This is a genomic window from Paenalicyclobacillus ferrooxydans (genome assembly GCF_001399675.1).
Classification (GTDB): domain Bacteria; phylum Bacillota; class Bacilli; order Alicyclobacillales; family Alicyclobacillaceae; genus Alicyclobacillus_B; species Alicyclobacillus_B ferrooxydans.
The window spans coordinates 88010-114227 of the sequence record NZ_LJCO01000033.1; the positions used below are offsets into that span (position 1 = coordinate 88010).

Sequence of the window (26218 nt, forward strand, 5' to 3'; positions counted from 1 at the left end):
GGTCCACTTGCCACCATTATAATCGAAATATTAGTACGAATGTCACGAGGTCACTTGGCTTCTGATTTATAATTGAGAGGATAGGAAATTCGAGTCCCTGTAATAGCGTGCTTGTGATTTACATGATGAGCATTCCTGGTTTGCGTGATCGAGGCTCATGTGGTGGGACATGTGTGATTACGCAGCAACAATATTCGAGGTTGATGTAACGCGACATTTAAGAACAACATTTAAGAACAACATTTAAGAACAACATTTAAGAACAACATTTAAGAACAACATTTAAGAACAACATGGAGGGGACGGGTTTGCAACACTTGTATCTGACGGACGAGCACAACCAGTTTCGGCAGGCTTTTCGACGCTTTCTGGAGCGCGAGGCGGTGCCGTACTTTGCAGAGTGGGAGAAGCAGCACCGGATCCCACGAGAACTCTGGCGGAAGATGGGCGAACAGGGGTACCTCGCTCCGTCTGTGCCGGAAGCGTACGGCGGTGCGGAGGGGGACTTTGGCTACTCCGTGGTGATGAATGAGGAGTTGGAGCGGGTCGGATCGGGCATGGTCGGTATTGGCCTCCACAACGACATCGTCATTCCATATCTGATGGACTACGGCACGGCGGAACAAAAGGACCGCTGGCTCCCAGGCTGTGTGACGGGAGACATCATCACGGCCATCGCAATGACTGAACCAGGTGCCGGTTCCGATCTCGCTGGCGTCCGCACGACCGCCATTCGCGATGGCGACCACTATGTGTTAAACGGACAGAAGACCTTTATTACGAACGGCATGCAGTCCGATCTCGTTGTCGTGGTCTGCAAAACGGATCTGCACGCGAATCCGCCGCACAAAGGGATGAGCCTCATCGCAGTTGAGACGGGCACGCCAGGGTTTACGCGGGGGCGACAGCTTGAAAAAATCGGGCAGCACAGCCAGGATACGGCGGAGCTCTTCTTTGAAGACTGCCGAGTGCCCGTCGGTAACCTGGTTGGCGAGGAAGGCAAGGCGTTCACCTACCTGATGGAGAAGCTGCAGCAAGAGCGGCTGATTGTGGCCATTTCAGCTCAGATTGCGATGGAGGAGTCGCTTTGCATCACGATTGACTACGTCAAACAGCGGACGGCCTTCGGCCAACCCATCAGTAAGTTCCAGAATACGCGCTTCAAGATTGCCGAGGCTGCGACAAAGGTGGAGGTCAGCCGGGCCTTCTTAGATCAGCTCATCGCGCGCCACATGGCGGGGGAGTCGATTGTCACCGAGGTCTCGATGGCGAAATACTGGAGCACGGACGTCGCAAAGGATGTCATCGGCGAGTGCATGCAGTTGCACGGTGGGTACGGGTATATGGAAGAGTACGAGATCGCGCGCCGGTTTCGCGACATCCCCGTAATGGCGATTTACGCGGGCACAAACGAGATTATGAAGACCATCATCGCGAAGAACCTTGGATTGTAAGGAATGAAGGTTTGATCGCAAAGGAACAGCGTGCCAACCGTGCCGAATGGGCACCTTGGCACGCTGTTTTGATCCCGAGGATGCTGCTGCAAAGCACCCAGGGTTCTGATTCCATCCGAAGTGCAACAGGACTTTTTGCTCCTTACCGAGAGTATAGATCAATAGAACCGTTGATCTGTTCTTGACCCGCATCCTGTGGGTGCCTTGGCTGTGTTTGTTCTAACGGAACGGGAGATCGCTGGCTGGGCAGGTACCTTTTCATGAGAAAGTTTGCTACGACAATACGAAAGGAGTTGCGTTACTACTTGGAAAACAAAAAACACAATTTGAGTGCTATGGTAACGGGGGCTCTCGTCGGAACGCTTACGAATGCTGGAGAGGTTGGTACTGCTGCCATTGATGCAGTCAAGAAAATTGTTGTCACTGCCTTGCGCGATACATCAGAGGTAACCACGGCGGCGACCCAGGCAGCAGGTGATATTACAGGAGCTGCAATCCACACCGCTGTCAGCGTGGGGAGTGACGCGGGCACAGCAGTGAGCCATGCCATTCATGGTGTGATTCACGGGGTCAATGACGTTGGTGGTGACCTTGGTGCAACCGTCGAACATGCTGCCAAAGGTGCGATTAAAGCCACAAACGAAGTGGGCGGTGACCTGGGGAAGACGGCTGTTTCCGTCGTGCGGGGCACTATCGCAGCAACGGCGCAGGTTGGCGGTGATGTCGGGCAGGTATCTGAGAAAGCTGTGAAAGGCGTTCTTGATGGAGCCCGGGAGATCAGTCAAACGGCCGTCAATACCGTATCTGGTGCTCTTGAAAGCAGTATCGTGGAAGCGAAAGATATCGTGCACACAGCTGTGAGCAAACATAAGTAGTTTACGAGTTCCGCTTTGACGGGGCCAGCCACTGGTGACTGACCTCACCGTCAGTCACCAGTGGCTGGCTCTTCACTGATTTGAAAGGCCCAGGCGAGCCTACTGGCCTGCCTGCTTTCGCTCTGCCTCCCGCTTGCGCAAAACCGCGCGCTGGATCTTTCCGGAGGGCGTCATCGGAAATGACTCTACGAATTCAATCTCCCGCGGGTATTCGTGCGCGCCGAGTTTCTGGCGAACCCACTGCTGAAGCTCGCGTCTCAACGGATCGTCCGCGGCAACTCCATCCCGCAGCCGCACAAACGCCTTCACAATCTGCCCGCGCGTTTCGTCCGGGATGCCGACGACCGCCGCCATCAGCACAGTGGGATGCTGTACGAGCGATTCCTCGACCTCTGCCGGTCCAATCCGGTACCCGGCTGAGCTGATGATGTCGTCGTCGCGTCCGACAAAATAGATGTAACCTTCCTCATTCATATAGCCCATGTCACCCGTGCGCAGCCAGTCACCGACGAATTTGCGATCCGTTGCGGCAGACTGGTTCCAATAGCGGAGAAACATGACGGGATTCGGACTCTTGACCGCGATCTCGCCCATGGTACCTGAAGGCACTACATTGCCGTCGTCATCGATGATGGCCACTTCATGCCCAGGGGCCGCCTTTCCCATGGAACCAGGCTTGGACGGAAATGCGTCGGTACAGTTGCTGACGACCATGTTGCACTCAGTTTGTCCGTAAAACTCGTTGATGTGGATGCCAAGTGAGGTCTCAGCCCACCGCAGGGTCTCTTCGCCTAAGGACTCGCCGCCGCAAGCGATAGTCCGCAGTTGCAAAGGCCAACGGTCGAGCGGTTTTTCAATCTGCCGCATCATTTTCAGAGCTGTTGGGGGCAGAAAGGTGTTTCTGACGTTGAGGCGCGCCATCAAGTAGAACGCTGCTTCTGGATCAAACTTCGGCATGCGGTGGGCGACAATCGGGATCGCCCAGTGGAGTGCAGGGAAGAGCACGTCAAACATACCGCCAATCCATGCCCAGTCCGCAGGTGTCCAAATGAGGTCGTTCGGCCTTGGCATCAGGTTGTGCGACACGCTGACGCCGGGCAGGTGACCGAGCAGGACTCGGTGCCCGTGGAGCGCACCCTTCGCCTTGCCGGTGGTGCCGGAAGTGTAGATGATGATAGCGGGATCGTCCGATTTGGTATGAACGGGTTCAAAGGTGTCGGAACTGGCAGCGAGCAGGTCGTCTAAACTGAGTGCGCCAGAATGGTGACCGTCAACCACGATGACATGCTCTAAATCGGGGAGTTCCCTTTGACAGTCGAGAATGAGATTCAGGTGTTCCTCGTCGGTGATGACAATTCGTGCTTGGCTGTCGCTCATGCGGTGCACAACGGCATCGGGTCCAAAGAGGGTAAACAAGGGGACAACAATCGCCCCGAGTTTGTAGATGGCAAAGTGAGTCATCGGAAGCTGCGGGGACTGGGAGAGAAATACAGCGACTCTGTCGCCGCACCGAATGCCCAAACCTTGCAAGGCATTGGCCAAGCGGTTGGAACTTGTCTTCAGGTCACGGAAAGTCCAGTTTTCCGGATGTCCATCGCCTCTATCATAGATGAGAGCGAGACGATTTGGATTCGCAGCGTGCCTGTCGCAGGCATCGACGGCAATATTGTAGAACTCAGGGATATCCCATCGAAACGCTTCACGAATCGCTTGATAGGATGGGTTTTTTAGGTCTTGAGCGGTAGTCTCCCAGAAGTCTTGATAGGTATCTTTCATTCCGTTGCCAACCCCATTCCTATATGACGTGTTGACGTTATCTCTTGAATTTATGATATGTTCGATAAATTCGATAATCAACTGCTCGGATGGGCAGGCATCTGAAAGATGAGGCTGCCAAGGATCCCACGAGCTGTGACGAGCCCGCGACCTGCAGCGAGCTCCGAGCTGTGACGAGCCCGCGACCTGCAGCGAGCTCCGACCTGTGACGAGCCATCGACCTGTGGCGAGCTCGGACTTGTGACGCTATGATGGAGAAGGAATCTGCAAGACAACGTCAGGAGGCTGGTCACATGCAGGACAATGGACCAAGCGGGAATGGACTAAACGGGAATGGACCAAGCGGGTCAACCGGGAGCCCTCGAAGTGGACTGAAAATTGCCGTGATCGGCGGCGGATCGTCATATACACCGGAACTCATGGAAGGATTCATTTATCATATAGCGACTCTGCCAGTGCGCGAAGTGTGGTTGGTCGACATTGAAGCGGGACGGGAGAAACTGAGCGTTGTCGGGGCCTTGGCCAAGCGGATGATTGAGAAGGCAGGCGTGCAGATTGACCTTCATCAGACGCTCGACAGGCGAGAGGCCATCGAGGGGGCAGACTTTGTACTTACGCAGCTGCGGGTAGGTCTGCTTGATGCGAGGGCAAGGGATGAGCGGATCCCTTTACGTTATCACTGCATTGGTCAGGAGACGACCGGAGCGGGGGGATTTGCCAAGGCACTGCGCACGGTGCCCGTGATCCTTGATATCTGCCAGGACATGCGCGAACTTGCGCCAAAAGCGATGTTGCTGAATTTTACCAACCCAGCTGGCCTCGTGACGGAGGCAGTCATCAAGTACGGTGGTGTGAAAGCCATCGGTCTTTGCAACCTGCCGATTGGCATGCGGATGAACATCGCGAACACGCTTGGGGTGGGGCTCGAGCGGATCGACACGGAGATGGTCGGCATCAACCACCTCAACTGGACAACCCGTGTCTTCCTCGACGGGGACGACATCACCTCTGAATTTTTAGACCGGTACCTGAGTGAGCAGGGCATGACCCCGGCGAACATCCCGGACCTCCAGTGGGACGCGGAGCTGTTGCAGACGATTGGTGCGATTCCGTGCGGCTACCTGCGCTACTACTACATGCCGGACGAGATGTTGGCTGAGGAGCAGGAGGCCGCGCGAACAACCGGCACACGGGCTGAAGTCGTGAAAAAGGTGGAGGCGGAGCTGTTTGACCTTTATCGCGATCCCAATCTCGCCATCAAACCAAAACAGCTCGAGCAGCGGGGCGGGGCCTATTACTCGGAGGCTGCGGTTCGGCTCATGGATTCCATCTACAACAACACGAAGGACATTCAGACGGTGAATGTGCGTAACGGCAAAACTCTGCCGTATCTGCCTGAGGATGCGAGTGTGGAGGTCAACTGTGTGATTGGCCGCGACGGGGCGATCCCGCTCCCACCGACGGTCCCCCTTGCCGCAAGTTCGCGCGGGCTGCTGCAGGTGGTGAAGGCCTATGAGAGCCTCGCTGTCGAGGCAGCGGTACACGGTGACAGGGCCGCGGCCCTCGAGGCACTCACGGTTCATCCACTCGTGCCGTCGGTGGCGGCAGCCAAGCAGCTGCTGCATGATATCCTCGCGGAAAACGAGGCCTACCTGCCGCAGTTTCGGTGAGCGGGGACGGCCCCGAGGTCCCAACAACCCTACTTCAAAGGAGAGACGGACCTAGTGCGTTACTTTTTAGGCGTCGACGGAGGCGGAAGCAAGACGACCGCTGCCGTGATCAATGAGCAAGGACAAGTCCTTGGAGCCGGCCGATCCGGTGGCAGCAACCACCAGATCTGCGGCATGGAGGCAGCGCTGGTCAATATCCACGGCGCCATCAACAGCGCACTGGTCCGGGCTGGACTGCAACCGAGCGACATCCATCACGCGGTGTTTGGGCTGGCGGGAGCGGATCGGCCATACGATATGTCGATTATCCTCCCCGCCATCGAGACATTGCCGCTTTCATCGTGGCGCGTCGTAGGAGACACGATGATTGGCCTGCGCAGCGGCAGCCCGTCCAACACAGGGGTCGTGCTTATCTGTGGGTCCGGCACGAGCGCTGCCGGACGGAACCTCCAGGGCGACGAGCTCATGACAGGCGGGTTTGGGTATCTCTACGGCGATTGGGGCGGCGGCTTTGACTTGGCGAGGGAGACGTTTCGGATGGCAGTCCGATCGTGGGAACACCGCGAACCGCCGTCCGTCTTAACACGGATGGTTCCCGAGTTTCTTGGCTACCAGGACGTGGAGACGATGTACAACGATTGTCTTGATCACGTTCGCGACGACGTTCCTTTCGACCTCACCCTCGTGCTCCACGACGCAGCCAAGATGGGCGATCCGGTGGCTCTATCGGTGTTGTCTCGCCTTGGACATGAGCTCGGGTTGGCAGCGCACTCTGTGGCGACGCGCCTCACGGAGCGGCCGATTCGGGCAAAGTCTGGAGCCGGGACGTCATCGCAGACGTCATCGCAGACGTCATCGCAGACGTCACCGCAGACGTCACCGCACGTCGGGGCGGCATCGTCGCACGCCCAGACGGCATTGTCATCGCAGACGTCAGCGTCGCCGCAGATGTCATCGGAGGTCGGGGCGGCATCGTCGCACGAATCAATGGATGCTGCCGTGCACTCATCCATGTTGCCGTCGCCGTTCGATCTCGTTCTTATCGGCAGCGTCCTCCAAAAGGGGCGTCATCCGCTGGTGATCGGCGGGATAGAGGACGTACTGAAGTCACATGGATGGAACTATTCACTGCAGATTCCAGATGTACCTCCCGTTCACGGGGCACTGTTGCTAGCGTGCGATGATGCAGGTTTTCGGGCTCCTCAGATTGTTGACAGCGAAGGTTACATCGTATAACTTGGAGTCAGATAAAACTTTCCAAGTTAATATTCAACTCGTGCGTTGAGTGTTGGAGAAACCACAAGATTCCCGATAGAGGTCGGGTTCTTGTGGTTTTTTGTTTTGATCGTGAGGAGGGAACCGGGTATGACCGAGGAATTTTCCGTAGGACAACGTGCTGCAATGTCGGAACGGCTGCAATCGCAAACGCTCGATCTGCTCGTGATTGGCGGTGGCGTCACAGGGGCTGGGATTCTTCTCGACGCGGTGAGCCGCAGGATGAAGCCTGGACTCGTCGAGATGCAGGACTTTGCGGCGGGGACCTCGAGCCGATCGACGAAGCTCGTCCACGGCGGGCTTCGCTATCTGAAACAATTTGATATCGATCTCGTTGCCGAAGTCGGCCGCGAACGCGCGATTGTCTACGAAAACGCACCGCATGTGACCACCCCTTTGTGGATGCTCCTGCCGATTATCAAAAGAGGCACTTACGGCATGTTCATGAGTGCCGTCGGGTTGTATGTGTACGACAGGTTGGCGGAGGTCCGTCATGAGGAGCGACGTAAGATGCTGAGTCGCACGGAGGCTCTCGAGAAAGAGCCGCTGCTGCGGAGCGACGACTTGAAGGGAGCCGGGTACTATGTAGAGTACCGGACGGACGACGCGCGACTGACGCTCGAAATCATGAAGGAAGCGGTCGCGAGAGGTGCTACTGCGGTCAATTACACGAAAGCGGAGCAGCTCCTGTACGACCCGGCGGGTAAGGTGATTGGGGCACGCATGCACGATCTCGTTACGGACACCCACTACGACGTCCACGCCCTCAAGGTGATAAACGCAACTGGGCCGTGGGTGGACGAGCTGCGGGAGCAGGACGGATCGAAAAACGAAAAGACAATGCACTTGACCAAAGGGGTTCATATTGTTGTGGACGCATCGCGATTCCCACTTCGCAATCCCGTCTACTACGACGTGCCGGATGGCCGCATGGTGTTCGCCATCCCGCGGGCAGGGAAGACCTATGTGGGAACCACAGACACCAACTTTCACGGGGATGTGCGGTCCCCGAGGACCACGAAAGCGGATCGCGATTATCTCATCGATTGTGTGAACACAATGTTTCCGTCGGTGGCCCTGACCGGGGATGACGTGGAGTCGTTCTGGGCAGGGGTGCGCCCGCTGATTCACGAGCAGGGCAAGGGGCCGTCGGAGATCTCCCGCCGCGACGAGGTGTTTGTGTCACCGAGTGGGCTGTTGACGATTGCCGGCGGCAAACTGACAGGATACCGGGTGATGGCAGACAAGGTCGTTTCCATGGCCGCGAGGCAATTGGCCGAGGAGACTGGAGTGGACTTTGGCCGATGTCAAACCGAGAAGATTGAGTTGTCTGGGGGGAAGTTCGGCGGATCGCAAAACATGGCTGACTACCTGACCCAGCAGGTTGAGGTTGGCGTGTCGCTTGGACTCACGCGTGACGAGGCCAGAAAGTTAGCGGAGCGCTACGGCACCAACGTGCCTGAGGTGTGGGAGGTCCTGATGCGTGCGGGTGACGGCGCAGCCTCAGAAGCCCAGGATTGTGAAGACGAGGCACCAGAAGACCAGGTCAGTGTAGACCAGGATTGTGAAGGCACGGTCAGTGAACGCCCGGCCTCAGAAGACGAGGCCTGCGGTGAACTATCGAAGGAGGTTTATGCGGCTTTAGTCTATGGGATAAACCACGAGATGGTTGTGACGCCTTCCGACTTCTTCATCCGCCGGACGGCAGCCATGTTCTTCGATATCGCTTGGGTGCACCAATGGAAGGTACCTGTCATCCGCTGCATGGCTAAGTTCTACGGCTGGTCTGAAGAAGTGACTCGTAAGATGCAACACGAGTTGGAGGAGCACATCGTGGAAGCCACCGAGGTGATTGAGAGTGAGTGAGTGGGGCTTCTGCGGTTTGAAGGCCCTTGGCCAAGTGACAAGGGGACATAAAGAGCGAGAAGGGGCGACAAGGAGGGATAGATAAGGGGCCATAAGGAGGGATAGATAAGGAGGGACAAAGAGCAACAAAGAGCGGCAAAGAGCAACACAACACAGAGTAAAAAGCGAACGGATGGCTAAAACGAGGTACAATCGTAATAAAGGGCGTATACGAAAGGGGAGGGAAAGATGGTGCAATTCAACCAAAAGGTAATCCCCGCAGCTCGAAGTATCAAGGATTTCGAACGTTTGATGAGAACCGGAGCCGAGTACGTCGTGATGCTGCAACTGCATCTTTCCCAGGCCAAATTCGTTGCCAATCTGGCCAAGCAACATGGTGTCAAAGTACTGATGCACGCCGATCTGATTCAAGGCCTTCGGCCGGATGAACACGGTGCACAGTTTCTATGTCAGGAAGTTCGACCGGCAGGGCTCATCTCAACGCATGCGCAGGTTGTGGCAACTGCGAAAAAGCGGGAGTTGATTGCAGTACAGCGGATTTTTCTGCTCGATAGTCAATCTCTCGAGACAAGCTACCGTGTTGTCCAGTCCGTGCATCCGGATTGCATCGAGGTATTGCCTGGCGTATTGACGGACGTTATTCGTGAGGTTGTTGCAAACACGAAGATTCCTGTTCTGGCCGGGGGATTTATTCGGACGGTGGAGGATGTCGATCGGGCATTGGATGCAGGCGCAGTCGGCGTGACGAGTTCAGACAGTGACTTGTGGAATTATGGGCGCTAGCAGGCTGTCATTGGAGTAACGCTCCAAATAGCAGTTCCAAGCTGCATTACAAACTGCATTACAAACTGCATTACAAACTGCATTACAAACTGCATTACAAACTGCATGACAAACTGCATGACAAACTGCATGACAATTGGTTGTCCAACGGTCATGCCATGTTGTTGCATGTTGCATCTTTTCGACGATGGGTGATGCTGTGCCATCATCAAACCAATACCGTGATTGTGTCCTTCTCCGTTCGAGTTCCCGGTTCTGTAGTTTCATTTGCTTTTACGTTCCCACTCCTCATTGGGGTAACGCCAACCGCCTTGTGTTGAGATATCCCATGCAAAAAAATCAGGTGGTACAAGGAAGTTTGGCAGATGGCTTCTCGTTTAATAGGCGTGCCCATCGGGCACGCCATACGGCTTTTCACTATGAATGATTGCACGTCTCGCCCAGTGCCTGTACCGTCTAGTACTACTTCGCTGTAAATGCCGTGTTGGCTTGGGACGTCAACCAGTTTGCCGGAATGGTGGTCGATTCCCACTGACTCTTTGGGTAAAACTCGTGGTGTTCTTTAAAATACGTATCGATCATGTTCCGCGCAATCGCCGCCGCAGACTCGGCACCATAACCACCACCGGGGATCATGACTGCAACTGCGACCTGCGGGTTCTTAAACGGTGCATACGCAATGAAAACAGAGTTTGTCATGTGTACGCCGTTTAAGTAGATATCAGCCGTTCCTGTTTTGCCTGCAGCCTGATAGGGTGCCCCTTGAAAATCTGCGTACGCTGTGCCTAGCGGATTGTTACAGACCCCCCACATACCTTGCTGCGCAATTGAAAGATAAGTTGGATTCAGGTTCAAATTGGCTTGCACTTTCGGCTTCACCTGTTTGCTTGGTTTCTGCGAGTTGCCAATCTGGTTCACCAGACCAGGTGGATACACCGCTTGCAACAGGTGTGGTTGGATCCGTTTCCCACCATTCGCGATGGTCGATACATACTGAGCGAGTTCGATCGGCGTAAATTGCTGCTCCTGACCGATGGCAGACAAGGCGATGGAGACAGGGGTACTGTAGTTGGTGTACTGCCCGGTCTTCTGAATCGACTTCTTCGCAGCAGCCAAATTGAATGGAACAGCAGCGTAGTTTTGATTGGCATCCATCACGAAGAAGTTGCCCTGTTGTTCGCCTGGGAGGTCAATCCCCGTCAACTGTCCAAGACCGAACCGCCACTCACCGTTAAACAGTTCAGTCAGACCCTTTGCAAAGTCAGTATCTCTCCACGTCTGCAAAGATACACCGCCCGCTGGTGCACCACCAGAGGATGGTGAAGCCCCGAACCACTTTGCCAAATCCAGCCCCACGTTGTAAAAGAATACGTCGGATGACACTGTAACGGCGAGAGCATCGTTGACAAACCCATGGGGCATATCGTCGTGCTTGATCGCTCCAGCAATATAGATTTGATATGGTACGGTATAGGCAGTTTGCGGCGTGATAGCGCCATATTCAAGTCCGGTAATGAGGTTCGCGGGCTTGACGGTTGAACCAGGATAGTTCGGGTTTTGAATGGCGTTGTTCTGCTGTGCTCCGGATGTAGCCAAGTAAGTCGCATGTTTGCCAAGCTTGCCAGGAACTGTGTACCAGTTCGGATCGAGATACGGATAACTGACCAGTGATAGTACAGCGCCTGTGTTTACATTCAGCATCACGGCAGCAGCATCATTGATGGTGCTCTGGTACGGTGATTTGTTAATGAAGCTCACCAAATCCTCCTGGGTAACAGCTTGGAGGTGACCGTCGACGGTCAGCTGCAAGTTGTCTCCCGCCGCAGGGGCAGGGTTCATCACGACGGATTGCGGCATATTGCCGGCCTTGTCGAAAATGATGTCCTGTTGCCCGACGCTGCCCTCAAGAAGGTTGTTATATTCATTTTCGATCCCGGTTTCACCGACCTGCTGATTACGCAGGTAACCCAGTTGATTCACGTAATAGCTCATGGTCTGCGTTGTAATAGGACCGACGTACCCGAGGACGTGTCCTGCGAGTGCACCATATGGATAAATCCGTTCGGAATCGAGTTCGACTGTCACGCCTGGCAACTCACTTTGATGCTCTGTGACGAAGGCGACCTGGCTTTCATTGATATTCTTAAACAGCTTAATGACGGCATACTGTTTTTGCGTGTTAATGTTGGCCATGATGCTTGCCGAAGTTACGTTGAACACTGGGGCAAGGATGTCAGCCGTTGCCTGTAGTTGTTGCATGTTTGTGTTGCTTTGCATGAGCACAAGACTGTATACGGGTTGATCATAGGCTAGTAGTGTCCCATTTGAGTCAAAAATACGCCCTCGCGGAGGCAGTACAGGAACCGTATTGGTGATGGTCGTCGACGCCTGTGTACGGAATTGCGGTCCTTTCACAATCTGCAAGTAAGCCATTCGGAAAATCAAGGAGGTAAACGAGAGAAACACGAGCCCGTAGATCACGTTGACACGTGCTTTGTGACCGCGCTTCGGTTTTTGCCGCGTGATCCGCTCGTGCCTGCGTCCGCGTCTGGCCTGAAAGTCTTCCATTCCAGCTCGAACACTGTTCATGCCAATTTGCAGTTGCTGATTTACCTCGGTGCGAATCCGGTTGAATCTCTGGAGATTGTCGTCGAGGTCTTTATCTGAAAATCTGCTGTTTCGGCGAGATTTGTTGCTTCGTTTCGATCCGCTCCAGTCGTTATCCTTTTTTGTCCGCTGAAGACGGCCTTTTCCCCATTTCGGCATCCTTGATTCTCCTTGCTGCAAACTTCTGCTTGCATGCTAATCGTTCACGTAGCTGCAAATTTCCCAGCGAGCGCAAATTTTCATTGAAAGCTATGGATGTGGCCGATCGCGATAAGGCGAATCCCACATGTGTCCATCTCTATAATATGGCGGGATAGTCGATGATTTGTCAGGGAGATATGAAGATGTAATGACACTATGAAGTCATGTGGAACTGCACTTGCTGTCAGTGACTATTGTACTCTCATTTCGGTGTGTTCGCTCATGCTATGTTCACAGATTTGCTATGATAATTTTAACATTGTCGGTAGAAGGAGGGTGACAGAGGTGGGACTTAAGCTATCTTGGCATCTTAACCGACCCGAGCTCCCCTTCCAGGCGACTCTAACCGACTTTATGCGCGCGGAGGCCGCGCTGAGGTAAGGGTGTGGACGTTTTGGAGATCGGAGCTAGAAAGCCTCACAAAATGGTGAAGCCTTCTATTGCTGGTCAATTCAGAATAAACTTCATCAAAAGGAGGTGTTTACTTATTTCTACAATCCCCCGATATTACTCGACCGAATCTAGAAAGCGTTTGACGTGTTCAATCATCAGCTGTACGCGATGAGACCACATATGGCCGTTTTGAACGATTGCCTCTCCCATGTTCGCTCTTTGTTCCAACAATGAGGGATTCGCTAACAAACTAGAAATCTGATGGTTGACCATTCCTTCACGTGGTCGGAAGGCAGAGATTGCATTTCGGAAGTTGTTGCGTGTGTACGGGGTGTCAACTGTCAAGATCGCGGCACCTTCGTGCATTGCCTGGAACGTTCGTTCATGTGCGCCTTGAATGTATGGATGAATGTCTAGAACGATCTTCGTTTGTCGCATTAAAGACACAATTTTTTCGTAAGGCACAGACGGAAGTCGAACCACGTTCGCGGGCAAAGAAGCATTCTCCCAGCCCTCGCCAAACACATGGATAGGCACATCGGTAATTGACGAAAGAATTCGTTCTCGCAACAACCCTCGGAGTAATTTATCCATATAAAGCATCGATTGTCGAATAAAGGTGTGCTCAAACTCCTTAATGGCAATACCCATGCTCTTCGTGATGTCCTCAAATGCTTGAAACAACGGAAGGCTATCAGACTGAATCATCTGTTCCATGACCAAGTTCATTAGTACTTGGACATTTTGAGGTAACTGTTTAAGGTTTTGCCTCATTAAATTGTAATCACTATAAGTACCCGCTACGAGGACCTCAATGGGACGTCTTTCAAAAGGAGTATTTTGCCTCTGCGTTCGAATGGCACCATGTGGAACAACACAGGCATATGTGTCGGCGGAGACTTGGGAACGAAAGTAATCCAGATGTTCCTCCGCAATAAATGAAGCGATATGGTAACGAATAGGAACGTTCAAACGCTCCTCCTGGTACATCGGATGATCGACATAGAAGGCCCAAATAGGAACTTTAAATTCATCAAAAACAGGATAAATTTGAGGGAAATTGAGCGTGACTCCGCTCATTGAGAACACAAATAGAACATCTTTTTGAGATAAGACTTGGCGCAGTTCTTGCAAACAAGCCGATGGTTCTGCAACAGAGATTTCTAAAACATCGTACCCCATGTCCACAAGGACTTGACCGATTTCATCACTGAATCGATTCAGTACATCGTATCGACTTATATAGTCTTTTAATACAGCAACAACTTGTGGCACCGATTTTATCTCCCATCTTCTAAAACTGGGTTCAGTTTATCGAATTCACCAAAATCGATGCCATGGGATATAAATTGACGAATGAAAAAATAGAAAAGCAGGGAGTGACCCATGCTTTTCATTGCTGTGCCTTACGATTCAGCCTACATTTGTTGAGCAGAAGAACTGGAAGTGAGATTAGGCATGGTTATTTGTAAAAAATAACCATGCCGGTTGGGCGTGATCAATACAGAAGACGACGTCCTGCACCCGAGTGGATCAGCCGCCAAACACGGACCTCGGGTTCTCCTCGAAGATCTGGCGAAGCTGCGCCTCGGTGATGCCAGCCTTCTCGAGCACCGGCAGGACGTCGTCGAAAATGTGCGTCGGGTTCCATGTGGAGAGCAAGGCTGCCGCCTGCTCGCTCATCTTAAAGGGCCGGCCGCACCAGCAGTTGACAGAGTCATGCGAGAGCACGACTTTGTGCCCGTACCCAATGCCAATCAGACCAATCAGCACCGTCTCGCGCAGGTAGTCCATGGGGCAGTTGTTGACGATCTGCAGACCAAATCGGTCAAAGCCAATTGTCACACCACGCTTCAGGGTTTCGTGGTGATAGGCGACATCGGTGTTCCCATCCATATGGCCGATCACGATTCTATCCGGATTGCCGCCCTCACTAATCAAGAGGTCCGCCTGATCCGGTCCCATCGTCCCATCCTGGGTATGTGTCACGATGGTGATGCCGGTCTCCTTCTGCGCACGGGCGGCGGCTCGGAAGAACACCTGCTCGTAGTCCGTGATGACACCCCTGCTTGACCCGAGCTTGATGACGCCTGGTTTGATCCCTGTCTTTGCGATCCCGCGCGTGATCTCAGTCATAAACATCTCGTAGACTTCTTCGCCGATGTCACCGAACCCTGCGCGCAGCTTAAAGTACGCGGGGGCACCCTCGCCTTCGTAATAGTAGCCAGTCGCGCAGATAATCTGCAGCCCCGTCCGCTCAGAAATCTCGCGCAGGAGTTCAGGGTTACGTCCGCAGTCGTTTGGGGTCGGATCGACCACTGTCTTGACGCCGTGTGCGAGCAGTCGTTCTGCAACGCCGATCCCGATGTTCAGGGCTTCCTCGTGATCAAACGCACCAAGAGTCACGTCACCTTGGTATCCCGGGTAACCGAAGACGAAGTGTTCGTGCATGAGGGTCTTGCCGAGATCGCTGGCAGGTACCGGGCCTGTAACTGTGTTGACCATATTTGTCATGTGTTCCGCCTCCTGGAATGTGAATGCATGACTTCAAATCGCGACTCAGTGTGTGTCCGGCTTCCTGGCACCGAATTGCAACGCCAAACTGCAACGCCAAACTGCAACGCCAAACCGCAACGCCAAACCGCAACGCCAAACCGCAACGCCAAACTGCAGCTTCAAATCGTCACTCAGGTGTGTAAGTGACTCCAACTCACGCCCCTGGCGTCGCTGCCGCCGCCTCGTCTTCTTGTAACTTTCGCCACAAAATCTTGCCGCTGCCGGACATCGGCAGGCTGTCGACAAACTGGACGACCCGCGGCACCTTGTATGCGGCCATCTGCTCACGAGCCCAACTGATGATCTCCTCCGCAGTGACATCGTCCCGCCGATCCGCTTTCGGGATGATGTACGCCTTCACTGTCTCACCGCGCCTGAGATCCGGCACACCAATCACGCACGCCTGGCCGACAGCCGGGTGCTTGTAGAGGATGGTCTCGACCTCGCTTGGCCATACCTTAAAGCCGGCCGCGTTGATCATCCGCTTCACCCGGTCGACCATGAAGAAGTAGCCGTCTTCGTCGTAACGAGCGAGATCGCCTGTGCGGAAGAACCGTTTCCCGCCGATCTCGATAAACGACTTCGCATCATCCGCCGGCCGGTTCCAGTAACCGACGAACACTTGCGGTCCGTTCACGACGAGCTCGCCTTCCTGGTTCGGACCAAGTTCGGCTCCGGTTTCCGTATCAAGGATGCGGGCGTCGACGTCGAATGACGGAATGCCCATGCACTGCAGCTTTGGCGCGTCGGGCGGGTTAAAGTGGGTCTGCGAAATGGTCTCCGAGAGGCCGTAGCCTTCCATGTAGCGGATCCCGGTGCGCTGGAACAACTGCTCTCCGACAGCTTCGGGCAAGGTTGCACCGCCGCCACCAATGGTCTGCAGCGAGGAGATATCGTACTGGTCGACCTTCGGGTTCATCAGGAAGTCAACAACCATGGTTGAGATGTTCGTCCAACCTGTGCACCTTGTGCGTTGAATCAGTTCGCCAGCCATGTCCCTGTCCCAGCGCGTCATCAGCACCATCTGGCTCCCGCCAAAAATGGGGGCGAGCATGCTGTGCACCATGCCGGTTACATGAAACAAGGGTAGAACCGTGAGGATGACGCCATCTGCAGAGAGCCCGACCCAGTTGCAGGCACCGACGGTGTTTGCCTGAACCGTACGGTTGGTGTGCATGCACCCTTTTGGCGCGCCGGTCGTACCGGAGGTGTAGGGCATGACAGCGAGATCGGACGGGCCGGTCTGCGATGGTGCCGCCTCGAGAGCTGCATCGAGTGCATTGCTCCAGGCGACGGCAAAGCTGTCGTCGAGTTTGCGTCGGGGTGCGCGGATGAACTCCGGAAGCGTTTTCATGTAGACCGCGATGTCGCCTGCGTTGTCAGCACCCTCACTCTTTTGAACTGGCAGGTAGTCGGAATAGGTGGCAACGATGACAGTAGACAACTCGGTTTCACCTGTAAGAGTGGCGATCCGGTCATACAACTCTTGGCCTACAATCGCGACCCTGGCACCGCTGTCTTCGATGTAGTGCTTCAGCTCGTCGGTCAGGTTCATCGGATTGACGGGGAGGACAACGGCATCGGATCGCAAAATGGCATGAAATCCAATCACAAACTGAGGAGAGTTTTGGAGGTATAAAAGGACTCGATCGCCCTTCTGAACCCCGGCTTTGTGCTGCAGGTAACCTGCAAGATGTTCCGACTGCTGGTAGAGTTGGCGGTAGCTGATGCGTTGCCCATAGTAGTAAATGGCTGTCTTGTCTGGATAACGTGCGGCGCTGACTGCTAAGTTGTTGTACAGCGTGGTTTCTGGCACGGTAAGATTGTGAGACACCCGTTTCGGCCAGAACTTGTAGTGTTCGGTCAACAATTCCATCTGCTCCTCTCTGCATTGCATGGGAACTGCATGCACATCTGGGACTGAACTGGATCTGATACTGAACTGGATCTGATACCCATGACATGAACAAACGGATGTACGGTGATTAGGCAGCAGTGTGACACAGTGTCAAACCCTATCAAACAGATTATATCATTTGTTTCGAATATTATGACTGTGTTACCAGATTCAAGAATCTTTCCCTCGGAGATAGTTTCACCACACTGCTCTACGCGGCTGGCGGCTGGCGGTCGGCGGTAGGGCGGTAGGGCGGTAGGGCGGTAGGGCGGTAGGGCGGTAGGGCGGTAGGGCGGTAGGGCGGTAGGGCGGTAGGAGTGGTCGATTCACATTTGCTGCCATGGCGGGCGTTGCCACACGAGGGCGCTGCCACAGGAGGGTTCTCAGACGACAGGGGAAAAAATGTATGCTATTCGGCCTACATGTAGGTCGGCTTTAAAGACAAGGGAAAGAGTTTCCGCTGTAGCAAAATCAGACTGGAATTCTGGGGAGAAATCTTGCTATAGGGGAAACTCTGGACGTTAATGCGAAGCAGAATCGGTGAATTTCGAGGTTAAGGGAAAACCCTTCCGCTATACGGCGGGCGTTCCATGGGGCGTCTTCGGTGCTAGGAAACAAATAGTGCGCTGCCACGTGAAGAAGGGAAATATGGACTCTTCGTGCGCTGGGGCCATGAGGAGGCTTCATGGAGGCTTCATGATAGGTTAAACGGAAGGTTCAATGGTAGGTTCAATGGTAGGTTCAATGGTAGAGTTTTGCCAGAGCTCAAAGCTATTCGGTTAGCCCCACCGTACGGTGGGGCTTTCCATATATCAAGTACGTTATTTAAGTCCGGAGACGATGGTGGAACCTTGGAACGGTTCCGCATCTCTGGTGATCCCTTGCTGTGTCGCTACATACCCTGCAGACAAGCAACAAACTTGTATCTCCTCCCTGCGGACAGGCACCAATCTTGTCTCTCCTCGACGGTGCTAAGAATAATATAGTGTTGCGACCGTACATGCGGTGGATGTATACTTACAGCAACATACCAACCGGTCAGTATACGAGCGACTGATGCAAGCGCTTTCGGGCCGGATCGACAATAACCGAGTCGCGTGAAGTGAGTCGCGTGCGGACATGGAACCGGACGGGAGAACCAAGCGGGATCGGCATGGGCATAACAGTGTGACAATCCAGTATATTCAGGGAGGCAGATAGAGTGAAAGTGAACTACGGCTTTCAAAACTACCCGGAATCTATATCAAGAGACGTAGATATTCCGGATTGGTCCTTACCACAAATGCTGGCGGAGTCCGTAAGGAAGCACCCTGATGCTGAAGCAATGAGCTTCTACGGCCAAAAGACGACATATAAACAGTTGGCGGATGCGGTAAGTTTATTCGCGTCTCGGTTGCAACAAGCTGGGATTCAGAAGGGTGACAGGGTTGCCATCATGCTTCCGAACAGCCCTCATTTTGTGATCAGCTACTACGGGATCTTAACTGCTGGCGCGGTTGTCACACAAGTGAACCCGATGTTGGTGGAGCGCGAGCTGGCGCACATCCTGCAGGACTCTGGTGCCAAGGCCATTGTTGCGCTGGACGCTGTTTACCCACGCGTGAAAGCGGTTGAGTCAGAATCAGATGTTAGCACAGTCGTGGTGGTCTCTCTGCAGCCGTCAGGTGTTTCATTCGCGCCGGACGTGACCTTTGAGGAGTTTCTGGAGCAGGGAAAGACGGTTCCGGTGACTCCTGTATCTGTCGATCCCGCTGAAGACCTTGCCATTCTCCAATACACGGGCGGAACCACGGGGCGCTCCAAAGGCGCAATGCTCACGCACCGCAACCTCTTGGCGAACGTGATCCAGAGCTATGAGTTCTTCAAGGATGAGTTTAGGCCGGGGCAGGATCGGTGTTTGACTGTTATCCCTCTGTTCCATGTATTTGGCATGACGTCCTGTATGAACCTGACTCTCTACACCGGATCATCCTTGGTCCTCTTGCCCCGGTTTGACATCAAGGAGGTCCTTGAAACCATTCAGCGTGAGAAACCGACGACGTTTCCCGGTGTGCCTACGATGTACGTGGCATTGACGAATTATCCTGGTGTTGAGTCGTACGGTGTGAACAGCATTCGAACCTGCAACAGCGGCAGTGCGCCGATGCCAGTCGAGTTGCTGCGCGAGTTTGAGCGAAAGACTGGTGCCAAGATTCTCGAAGGGTACGGCTTGTCGGAAGCATCACCGACAACGCACTGCAACCCGCCCTTTACAGAACGTAAACCCGGCAGCGTGGGCGTGGGATTTCCTTCTACTGAGTACAAGATCGTCGACACAGAGACAGGGGAACACGAGATGCCAGTTGGTGAACTCGGCGAGCTCGTCGTTCGCGGACCTCAGGTGATGAAAGGGTATTGGAACATGCCGGAGGAGACCGCTAAGACGCTGCGCGACGGCTGGCTATACACTGGTGACATTGCGAAGATGGACGAGGACGGATATTTATACATCATGGATCGTAAAAAAGACCTCATTATTGCGAGTGGGTACAACGTGTATCCGCGTGAAATCGAAGAGGTCATTTACGAACATCCCGCTGTCAAGGAAGCTGCGGTGGTTGGCGTTGCCGATCCGTACCGCGGTGAAACTGTGAAGGCGTTCATCGTTTTGAAAGACGGTGCATCCTGCACGGAAGAAGAGATGTCCGCCTACTGTAAAGCCAATATGGCCCCATATAAAGTGCCAAAGTTAATTGAGTTTCGTACCGAGCTGCCAAAAACAAATGTGGGCAAAGTTCTCCGTCGTACACTGCGCGAGACTGAGGCTGAAGCAGCCGCAGGATCACAAGGTGAAGGGAAGGCATAAGTCGGAGCAAAGCAGGCAACCCAAGGCAGTTGTCATGAGGGCTGGGCTGTCAAGGAGGCCGGACTGTGAGCTTGAATGTGAAGAGAGATGGAATGTGAAGAGAGATGGAATGTGAAGAGAGATGGAATGTGAAGAGAGATGGAATGTGAAGAGAGATGGAATGTGAAGAGAGATGGAATGTGAAGAGAGATGGAATGTGAAGAGAGATGGAATGTGAAGAGAGATGGAATGTGAAGATTGCGGGGCTGTGAAGAAGGTCACGATGTCTCGACGCACGAGGGTATGGTAAAGCGGACCTCGGGTCCGCTTACCTTTTTATATGAGAGGATGTATCCATGAAGGACAAAATCACGGAAGCCAGCATTCAGTTGTTTGAGAAAAAGGGATTCTCGGAAACGTCCGTACAAGACATCTGCGATGCGCTTGGTGTGAGTAAAGGGACCTTTTACTATTATTTCACCAGCAAGGAAGAGCTGCTGCTTGACATTCACCTGTCGTATATCGAGGACATTCTCGCTCAGCAGGAGAGGATCCTGACCGATCCGACACGAAACTCCAAAACAAAACTGTACGACGTCGTGTACATGTTGCTGCATTCTATCGAACGACAAGGGGCAAGTGCGCGAGTTTTCTTCCGCGAGATGCGGCATCTGAATGAGGAGCGGATGAACACCGTCATTCCAAAGCGCACCCAATTTAGACTGAATATTGAGGAACTTCTGCGCCGTGGAATTGAGAATGGAGAGTTTCGTGAAGATTTGAACCCTAGCATCGCTGCGTTTGGGATTCTTGGGATCACGAATTGGAGCTACCAGTGGTTTCACCCGGAGGGAGAAGTGCCTGATAAGGAAGTGGCACGGATCTTCGTGGAGATGGTACTGCAAGGGATCGAGCGCTGATGAACCGACGATTGAAGCCCCAATCAAACAGCAGGAGTTGACGGACCTGACAGTTGAATCGAGTGTCGACTCGTCAGGCAACAGGTAACTCAAGTTCGAGAACGGCGGAGTCAGAAACCGAACCAGTCTTCGACATCTCCCTTGCGTCTAGCGTCACAGATTGTATGCCTTATCGGTCACATGCAGTTTATTGGAGGTGGATCGTATGCTGCCAATCGTGGACAGGCCACAAGAACTAACTTATCGGAACGGTGAACGACCTTTGCACGAGGTTTTGCTGAAACACGCCGCGGAGCAACCGGAGAAAACTGCAATTATCTGGTATGGTGCCGTGACCTCTTTTGGTCAGCTCGCAGATTGGGTCAACCGATTTGCAATCGTCTTGAAACGGCTTGGCGTCACTCCGGGAGACAGGGTTGCGCTCTTCCTCCACAACTGTCCTCAGTACTACGTTGCACATTATGCGGCCCAACTCATTGGTGCCATCGTCAGTCCAGTCAGTCCAGCCTATAAAGCCATGGAACTCAGCTATCAAGTCTCCGACTTAGACGCAAAGGTGCTCGTCACTGCAGAAAGCCTATACCCCGTGGTGCAGGAAGCGGGCGATTCTGTTTCGCTCGATCACGTTGTACTCACCCACTACGGCACCCTCTTACCGAGTGATCCAGCCTGGACAGTCCCGGACGAGCTGTTGGTACCGCGTGCAAATGCCACGGATAGCGAGGCTAAGCCACCAGAAGTCATGACAACCTTCAAGATTCAGGAGTTAGACACCACAACTCCAGACACGGACCCGAGCGTGATCGACAGGAGGCAGAGCGCCATCGACCTGGACCTGGACTTCAGGTCATCTGGCAGGTTGGCGAGCGTGATCGACATGTTCACAGCCATCAACGATGTCCCACCTGGTACGCGTGTGGAGCCGGAGCAGGTTTCCCTAGATGATACTTGCCTGCTTGTGTACACGTCGGGCACAACGGGGCGACCAAAGGGTGCCATGCTCAGCTACCGCAATGCATTGTTTAAGACGGTGGCGTCGGGGCTTGCCAACGGGGTGAAGCAGGATGATCGGGTTTTGTCCGTGATGCCGCTCAGTCACATTGCTGGCATGTTGATGGGGCTGAATGTTCCCATTTATACCGGGTGCACAGTGATTTTGATGTACCGCTTTGACCCGAAAGCCATCCTCGAAGCTCTCTCTCGCAGCCGAGCGACCTGGTGGTACAGCACAACCCCAATGAATGTGGCCGTGATGGCGAGCGCCAAGGAGACGGAGGCTGTCTACAACCTTTCCCACCTTCGCACCAATCTCTGCACCAGTTTTGGCATTCAACTCACGCCGGAGATCGCCGAACAGTGGACTGAATTCACGGGTGAATGTGCGATCTACGAAGCAGCGTATGGGCTCAGTGAGACTCATACAGCAGACACCTTCATGCCAGCAGAGGCCATCAAGTGGGGGACGCAGGGCATCCCTGTCTACCAAACTGAGATTCGTATTGTCGATCCCGATACTCACCGAGACCTCCCACGCGGAGAACAGGGTGAGGTATTCGTTCGCGGTCCTGGTGTCTTTCAAGGCTATTGGCGGAATCCTGAGGCAACACAGCGAACCCTCGAAAATGGCTGGGTCAAAACCGGAGATGTCGGACGTTTGGATGATCATGGGTACCTCACGTTCCTTGGCAGGATCAAGGAGATGATTAAGGTCTCTGGATTCAGCGTCTTTCCGGAAGACGTGGAAGCCTTGTTGATGGCACACCCGAGCGTCGCTCAGGTGGCGGTGATTGGTGTACCGGATCCAAAACGCGGAGAGGTTGTGAAGGCTTTTATTGTCCGGAAGCCTTCTATGCAGGGGCCCGCGCAGGATGGCACTGCTGCTGGTGAGGACAACATCACTCCTGCGGACATTATTGACTGGGCTAAGAGCCACATGGCTTCATACAAAGTGCCAAGGTTTGTCGAGTTTATCGAAGCCTTGCCAACCTCTAGCACCGGCAAGGTTTTACGCCGGATGCTGGCACACGAGTAAGCGCCAAGGACGGGGGTCGCAAAGGTTGTTGGCACACGAGTAAGCGTCAACGACAGAGGCCGCGAAGGTTGATGGTAAGCGAGTAAATGGACTAAATTGGCTACCGCTGGAAGGAGTCCTATCGTGCAGGAACTCATCGATGATTTGAATCGACGGAAAGAGAAACATCGAAGTATGTCAGACATCAAACGACGTGACACTGAAGGGGCGGGCGGCCCGCGCTGGTCGGCAGCGACAGAACGGTGGACGGCGAGAGAGCGGATCGACTACTTGGTGGACAAAGGGTCCTTCCTCGAGCTCGGTGCCCTGAACCACTCGGATGTTCCGGGAATGGCAGAAAGGAGCCCCGCGGACGGACTGGTTGCAGGGCTGGCAGAGATAGATGGCAGGCCTGTCGTGGTGATGGCACCGGATCGCCACGTGCTTGCCGGCACGGAGGGCACCGTCTACATCCGAAAGGGCGCGGCACTGCACAAGTTTGCCGTGGACCGCGGGCTTCCCATCTTCCACATCGGCGAAGGCGGCGGGCTGCGGATGCCGGACGGGATGGGATCCGATGGTATCAGCGAGCGCATGATGCCCTACGGCTTGCTGAGGCACGGGCGTGAGGTGCCACTTATCTCGAGCATTATAGGCGACAGTTTTGGCGGGCCGACCTGGTACGCGATTCAGTCGGATTTCGTCGTGCAGGTGAAGGGGACGTGTATGGCCGTCGCCGGTCCGCGGATGCTGGAGATTGCGACGGGTGAAAAGGTCACCCCCGAGGAACTTGGCGGCTGGGAGATCCACGCGAAGCAGACGGGCCAGACGCACCGTGTGGCGGAGGACGAGGCGGGGGCGCTCGATGCGATGCGCAAGCTGTTCTCGTATCTGCCGCTCCACAGTGGTGAGACGCCGCCGGTTATGGACTCGGACGATCCGATTGATCGCAACCTCGATACCCTCCTCGACCTCGTCCCGACGCGGCGCACCCGGGCGTACGATATGCGCAAGGTCATTCGGGTCATCTTCGATGAGGGGTCTTTCTTCGAGCTGAAGCCAGACTTTGGGGGCGCACTGTTGACAGGGCTAGCCCGGCTCGGCGGCCGCGTTGTCGGTGTCGTGGCGAGTCAGCCGATGATACGGGGCGGATCGTACGGACCAGACGAGGCAGACAAGGCCATCTCGTTCATCGCCTTCTGCGACTCCTATCATATTCCGCTCGTCTTTTTACACGATGTGCCCGGTTTTCGAGTCGGCCGATCCGCTGAGGCCGATCGCATGGCCTCGAAGATCATGGTGTGGAACCAGGCTGTCGCGTGGTCATCGGTGCCGAAGGTGTCGGTTGTCATCCGAAAGAGCATCGGTGCGGCCTACAGCAATATGTGCGGGCCAAATATGGGGGCGGACTTCATCGTGGCATGGCCGACGGCGGAGATCTCGTTCACAGGCGCCGAGGTGGGTGTAAACGTGGTCTATGGCCGACAACTTGCGAAGTCTGACAACCCTGTGGGGGAGCGGCAGAAGCTGCTCACCGAGTGGGAGTTCGACAGCTCACCGTATCAGGCGGCCGCAAAGCACTTGTTGGACGACGTGATAGACCCGCGTGAAACGCGCAAATTCCTCCACCGCACGATGGAGTTGGCTTGCCGTAAGAACGGGGGCAAGAGTCAGCGTCTGCTGGCGAACTGGCCGACGGGGTATTAAGATCAGGTGGCCCATGGATGGGTAAGACCTGTGGGTTAAGCGCCGGTTAAGGCGAAGGGGATTAACCGACGTGCAGGGGAAGGCCGGGGGAGTAAGCGCCGGCAGGATGGTTGATTCAATGAGGCATCCGCTGTGTTAGATTTAGACCGGGAATCAGGTTTAATCTCGAAATGTCATGGCTGTCCTGTATATCAACGGCTCATCACAATGTAGCTCGGATTGGCTTTCGCTGATTAACTTACGGGCTTGTGATGGAGCCGTTTTTGTATTTATGAGCGACGGGGTCGCTCTTGGGCAGCCTCCCGAGTTGTGTTAGCGGAACTGAGTTCCGCTGTGGGTTGAGCTGCGGGCCGTCGATGGGGTGTTAGCGGAACTGAGTTCCGCTGTGGGTTGAGCTGTGGGCCGTCGCTGGTGTGTTAGCGGAACTGAGTTCCGCTGTGGGTTGAGCCGCCGACCGTCACTGGTGTGTTAGCGGAACTGAGTTCCGCTGTGGGTTGAGCTGCGGGCCGTCGCTGGTGTGTTAGCGGAACTGAGTTCCGCTGTGGGTTGAGCTGCGGGCCGTCGCTGGTGTGTTAGCGGAACTGAGTTCCGCTGTGGGTTGAGCTGCCGAACTGCCGTGGGGCAGCTCATGAACCCAGTGATCAACTTGTACGAATAACAAACCTGAGATACGCTGTGCCTGTTGGGTTTATACAAGTAAAGGAGCGAATTCACTTGCCAAAACTTTCACCTTACATATTCAGCGACAATGCCAGGGAGCAGGCAGCCCTTTATGCAGACGCTCTTGGCGGAGAAGTAGTCGATATCCGGACGTTCGCAGACATGCCCGGAGCAAATGAGGCTGAGAAAGACAGGGTCATGCACCTTGTGTTGAAGGTCGGAGATGCGACCATCTATATGGCCGATAACGGGGAGAAAGCAGTTCATCGCGGACATGGCTTGGATCTGACACTCGAGTTTAAGACGGAAGAGGAAGCCCGATCCGCTTTTGAGAAACTGGCTCAAGGTGGGCGGGTCGTTATGCCGCTTGAGCAGATGTTTTGGGGTGCAGTATTCGGGAGGTTGGAGGATTCGTATGGCGTACGTTGGCAGATCTCTACGGAGGCCTAACAACTACCAGGCCACTGCTACAAGGCCACGACTCGCCATTGTCTAACAAGATGCAGAATAATAAGGAAGGCGGCCGCTCGGCCGCCTTCCTTTATTCCTTTTTGTTTACATAGATAATTGCAAATAGATTGACAGGATTCGCAGGCAAGTGCCAAACTTTCAGAGTATCCGTTTCATGTTTCATCCTGTATCGCCTGTATCGCCGTGTTGTGTCTGGCAAATCTCCGATGCTTTCGCTTCACACCAGGTTCACACTAGCTTCACACCAGGTTCACCAAATCTGGACATCTTGC

At 54.3% G+C, this 26218-nt stretch carries 18 protein-coding genes; 11 read left to right on the forward strand and 7 right to left on the reverse strand.

Annotated elements, in window-relative coordinates; all coding sequences use genetic code 11:
* Positions 1–308: 308 nt before the first annotated feature.
* Both AN477_RS07235 and AN477_RS07240 read left to right on the forward strand, forming a co-directional pair.
* Positions 309–1454 (forward strand): acyl-CoA dehydrogenase family protein, encoded by a 1146-nt coding sequence (locus tag AN477_RS07235; RefSeq protein ID WP_157061853.1) that lies wholly within the window; start codon positions 309–311, stop codon positions 1452–1454.
* A 305-nt stretch (positions 1455–1759) separates the two neighbouring features.
* Positions 1760–2329 (forward strand): hypothetical protein, encoded by a 570-nt coding sequence (locus AN477_RS07240; RefSeq protein WP_054968499.1) that lies wholly within the window; start codon positions 1760–1762, stop codon positions 2327–2329.
* A gap of 99 nt (positions 2330–2428) precedes the next feature.
* Here the strand turns inward: AN477_RS07240 and AN477_RS07245 are convergent, their stop codons facing one another.
* Positions 2429–4105, reverse strand: coding sequence for an acyl-CoA synthetase (locus AN477_RS07245; RefSeq protein ID WP_054968500.1), 1677 nt, complete (start codon positions 4103–4105; stop codon positions 2429–2431).
* Positions 4106–4398: 293 nt separating this feature from the next.
* On the opposite strand from AN477_RS07245, the gene AN477_RS07250 reads away from it, so the two are divergent.
* The 4 genes from AN477_RS07250 (at position 4399) to AN477_RS07265 (ending at position 9699) form a co-directional block, all read left to right on the forward strand.
* A complete protein-coding gene (locus tag AN477_RS07250) occupies positions 4399–5775 on the forward strand; it encodes a 6-phospho-beta-glucosidase (protein WP_083486046.1) in 1377 nt (458 codons plus the stop codon).
* A 54-nt stretch (positions 5776–5829) separates the two neighbouring features.
* Complete coding sequence (locus AN477_RS07255) at positions 5830–7011, forward strand: N-acetylglucosamine kinase (protein WP_054968501.1); 1182 nt, start codon at positions 5830–5832, stop codon at positions 7009–7011.
* 129 nt (positions 7012–7140) lie between these two features.
* Entirely contained in the window at positions 7141–8916 is a 1776-nt protein-coding gene (locus AN477_RS07260; RefSeq protein WP_054968502.1) for a glycerol-3-phosphate dehydrogenase/oxidase, read from the forward strand.
* Positions 8917–9147: 231 nt separating this feature from the next.
* A complete protein-coding gene (locus AN477_RS07265) occupies positions 9148–9699 on the forward strand; it encodes a glycerol-3-phosphate responsive antiterminator (RefSeq protein ID WP_245631749.1) in 552 nt (183 codons plus the stop codon).
* Here the strand turns inward: AN477_RS07265 and AN477_RS07270 are convergent.
* From AN477_RS07270 to AN477_RS07290, 6 genes are all read right to left on the reverse strand, one after another.
* A complete protein-coding gene (locus AN477_RS07270; protein ID WP_157061854.1) occupies positions 9696–9869 on the reverse strand; it encodes a hypothetical protein in 174 nt (57 codons plus the stop codon). The genes AN477_RS07265 and AN477_RS07270 overlap by 4 nt on opposite strands.
* Positions 9870–10161: 292 nt before the next feature.
* Positions 10162–12465, reverse strand: a complete 2304-nt coding sequence (locus tag AN477_RS07275; RefSeq protein WP_245631750.1) for a peptidoglycan D,D-transpeptidase FtsI family protein — start codon at positions 12463–12465, stop codon at positions 10162–10164.
* A gap of 549 nt (positions 12466–13014) precedes the next feature.
* The gene (locus AN477_RS07280) at positions 13015–14175 is read right to left on the reverse strand and encodes a glycosyltransferase family protein (protein ID WP_054968505.1); all 1161 of its coding nucleotides are present in this window, start codon (positions 14173–14175) and stop codon (positions 13015–13017) included.
* A 258-nt stretch (positions 14176–14433) separates the two neighbouring features.
* Positions 14434–15414, reverse strand: a complete 981-nt coding sequence (locus tag AN477_RS07285; protein WP_054968506.1) for a phosphotriesterase family protein — start codon at positions 15412–15414, stop codon at positions 14434–14436.
* Between the two features lie 45 nt (positions 15415–15459).
* Positions 15460–15609 carry a hypothetical protein gene (locus AN477_RS24340; protein WP_157061855.1) on the reverse strand — a complete coding sequence of 50 codons (150 nt, stop codon included), beginning with the start codon at positions 15607–15609 and terminating at the stop codon, positions 15460–15462.
* A 1-nt stretch (position 15610) separates the two neighbouring features.
* Positions 15611–17326 carry a long-chain fatty acid--CoA ligase gene (locus AN477_RS07290; protein ID WP_054968581.1) on the reverse strand — a complete coding sequence of 572 codons (1716 nt, stop codon included), beginning with the start codon at positions 17324–17326 and terminating at the stop codon, positions 15611–15613.
* Positions 17327–18554: 1228 nt separating this feature from the next.
* Here AN477_RS07290 and AN477_RS07295 point away from each other — a divergent pair.
* The 5 genes from AN477_RS07295 (at position 18555) to AN477_RS07315 (ending at position 25925) form a co-directional block, all read left to right on the forward strand.
* Positions 18555–20198: a long-chain-fatty-acid--CoA ligase gene (locus tag AN477_RS07295; RefSeq protein WP_054968507.1), complete on the forward strand. Its 1644-nt coding sequence runs from the start codon at positions 18555–18557 to the stop codon at positions 20196–20198.
* 335 nt (positions 20199–20533) lie between these two features.
* Entirely contained in the window at positions 20534–21097 is a 564-nt protein-coding gene (locus AN477_RS07300; RefSeq protein ID WP_054968508.1) for a TetR/AcrR family transcriptional regulator, read from the forward strand.
* A 205-nt stretch (positions 21098–21302) separates the two neighbouring features.
* Positions 21303–23129 carry a class I adenylate-forming enzyme family protein gene (locus AN477_RS07305; protein WP_054968509.1) on the forward strand — a complete coding sequence of 609 codons (1827 nt, stop codon included), beginning with the start codon at positions 21303–21305 and terminating at the stop codon, positions 23127–23129.
* A gap of 123 nt (positions 23130–23252) precedes the next feature.
* Positions 23253–24815 (forward strand): acyl-CoA carboxylase subunit beta, encoded by a 1563-nt coding sequence (locus AN477_RS07310; RefSeq protein ID WP_157061856.1) that lies wholly within the window; start codon positions 23253–23255, stop codon positions 24813–24815.
* A 714-nt stretch (positions 24816–25529) separates the two neighbouring features.
* Entirely contained in the window at positions 25530–25925 is a 396-nt protein-coding gene (locus AN477_RS07315; protein WP_054968510.1) for a VOC family protein, read from the forward strand.
* Positions 25926–26218 lie beyond the last annotated feature (293 nt).

Excerpts from the sequence above, each read along its gene's own strand:
- AN477_RS07245 (WP_054968500.1), bottom strand. The coding sequence starts at position 4,105 with ATGAAAGATACCTATCAAGACTTCTGGGAGACTACCGCTCAAGACCTA.
- AN477_RS07250 (WP_083486046.1), top strand. The coding sequence starts at position 4,399 with ATGCAGGACAATGGACCAAGCGGGAATGGACTAAACGGGAATGGACCA.
- AN477_RS07260 (WP_054968502.1), top strand. The coding sequence starts at position 7,141 with ATGACCGAGGAATTTTCCGTAGGACAACGTGCTGCAATGTCGGAACGG.
- AN477_RS07270 (WP_157061854.1), bottom strand. The coding sequence starts at position 9,869 with ATGCAACAACATGGCATGACCGTTGGACAACCAATTGTCATGCAGTTT.
- AN477_RS07275 (WP_245631750.1), bottom strand. The coding sequence starts at position 12,465 with ATGCCGAAATGGGGAAAAGGCCGTCTTCAGCGGACAAAAAAGGATAAC.
- AN477_RS07285 (WP_054968506.1), bottom strand. The coding sequence starts at position 15,414 with ATGACAAATATGGTCAACACAGTTACAGGCCCGGTACCTGCCAGCGAT.
- AN477_RS07300 (WP_054968508.1), top strand. The coding sequence starts at position 20,534 with ATGAAGGACAAAATCACGGAAGCCAGCATTCAGTTGTTTGAGAAAAAG.
- AN477_RS07305 (WP_054968509.1), top strand. The coding sequence starts at position 21,303 with ATGCTGCCAATCGTGGACAGGCCACAAGAACTAACTTATCGGAACGGT.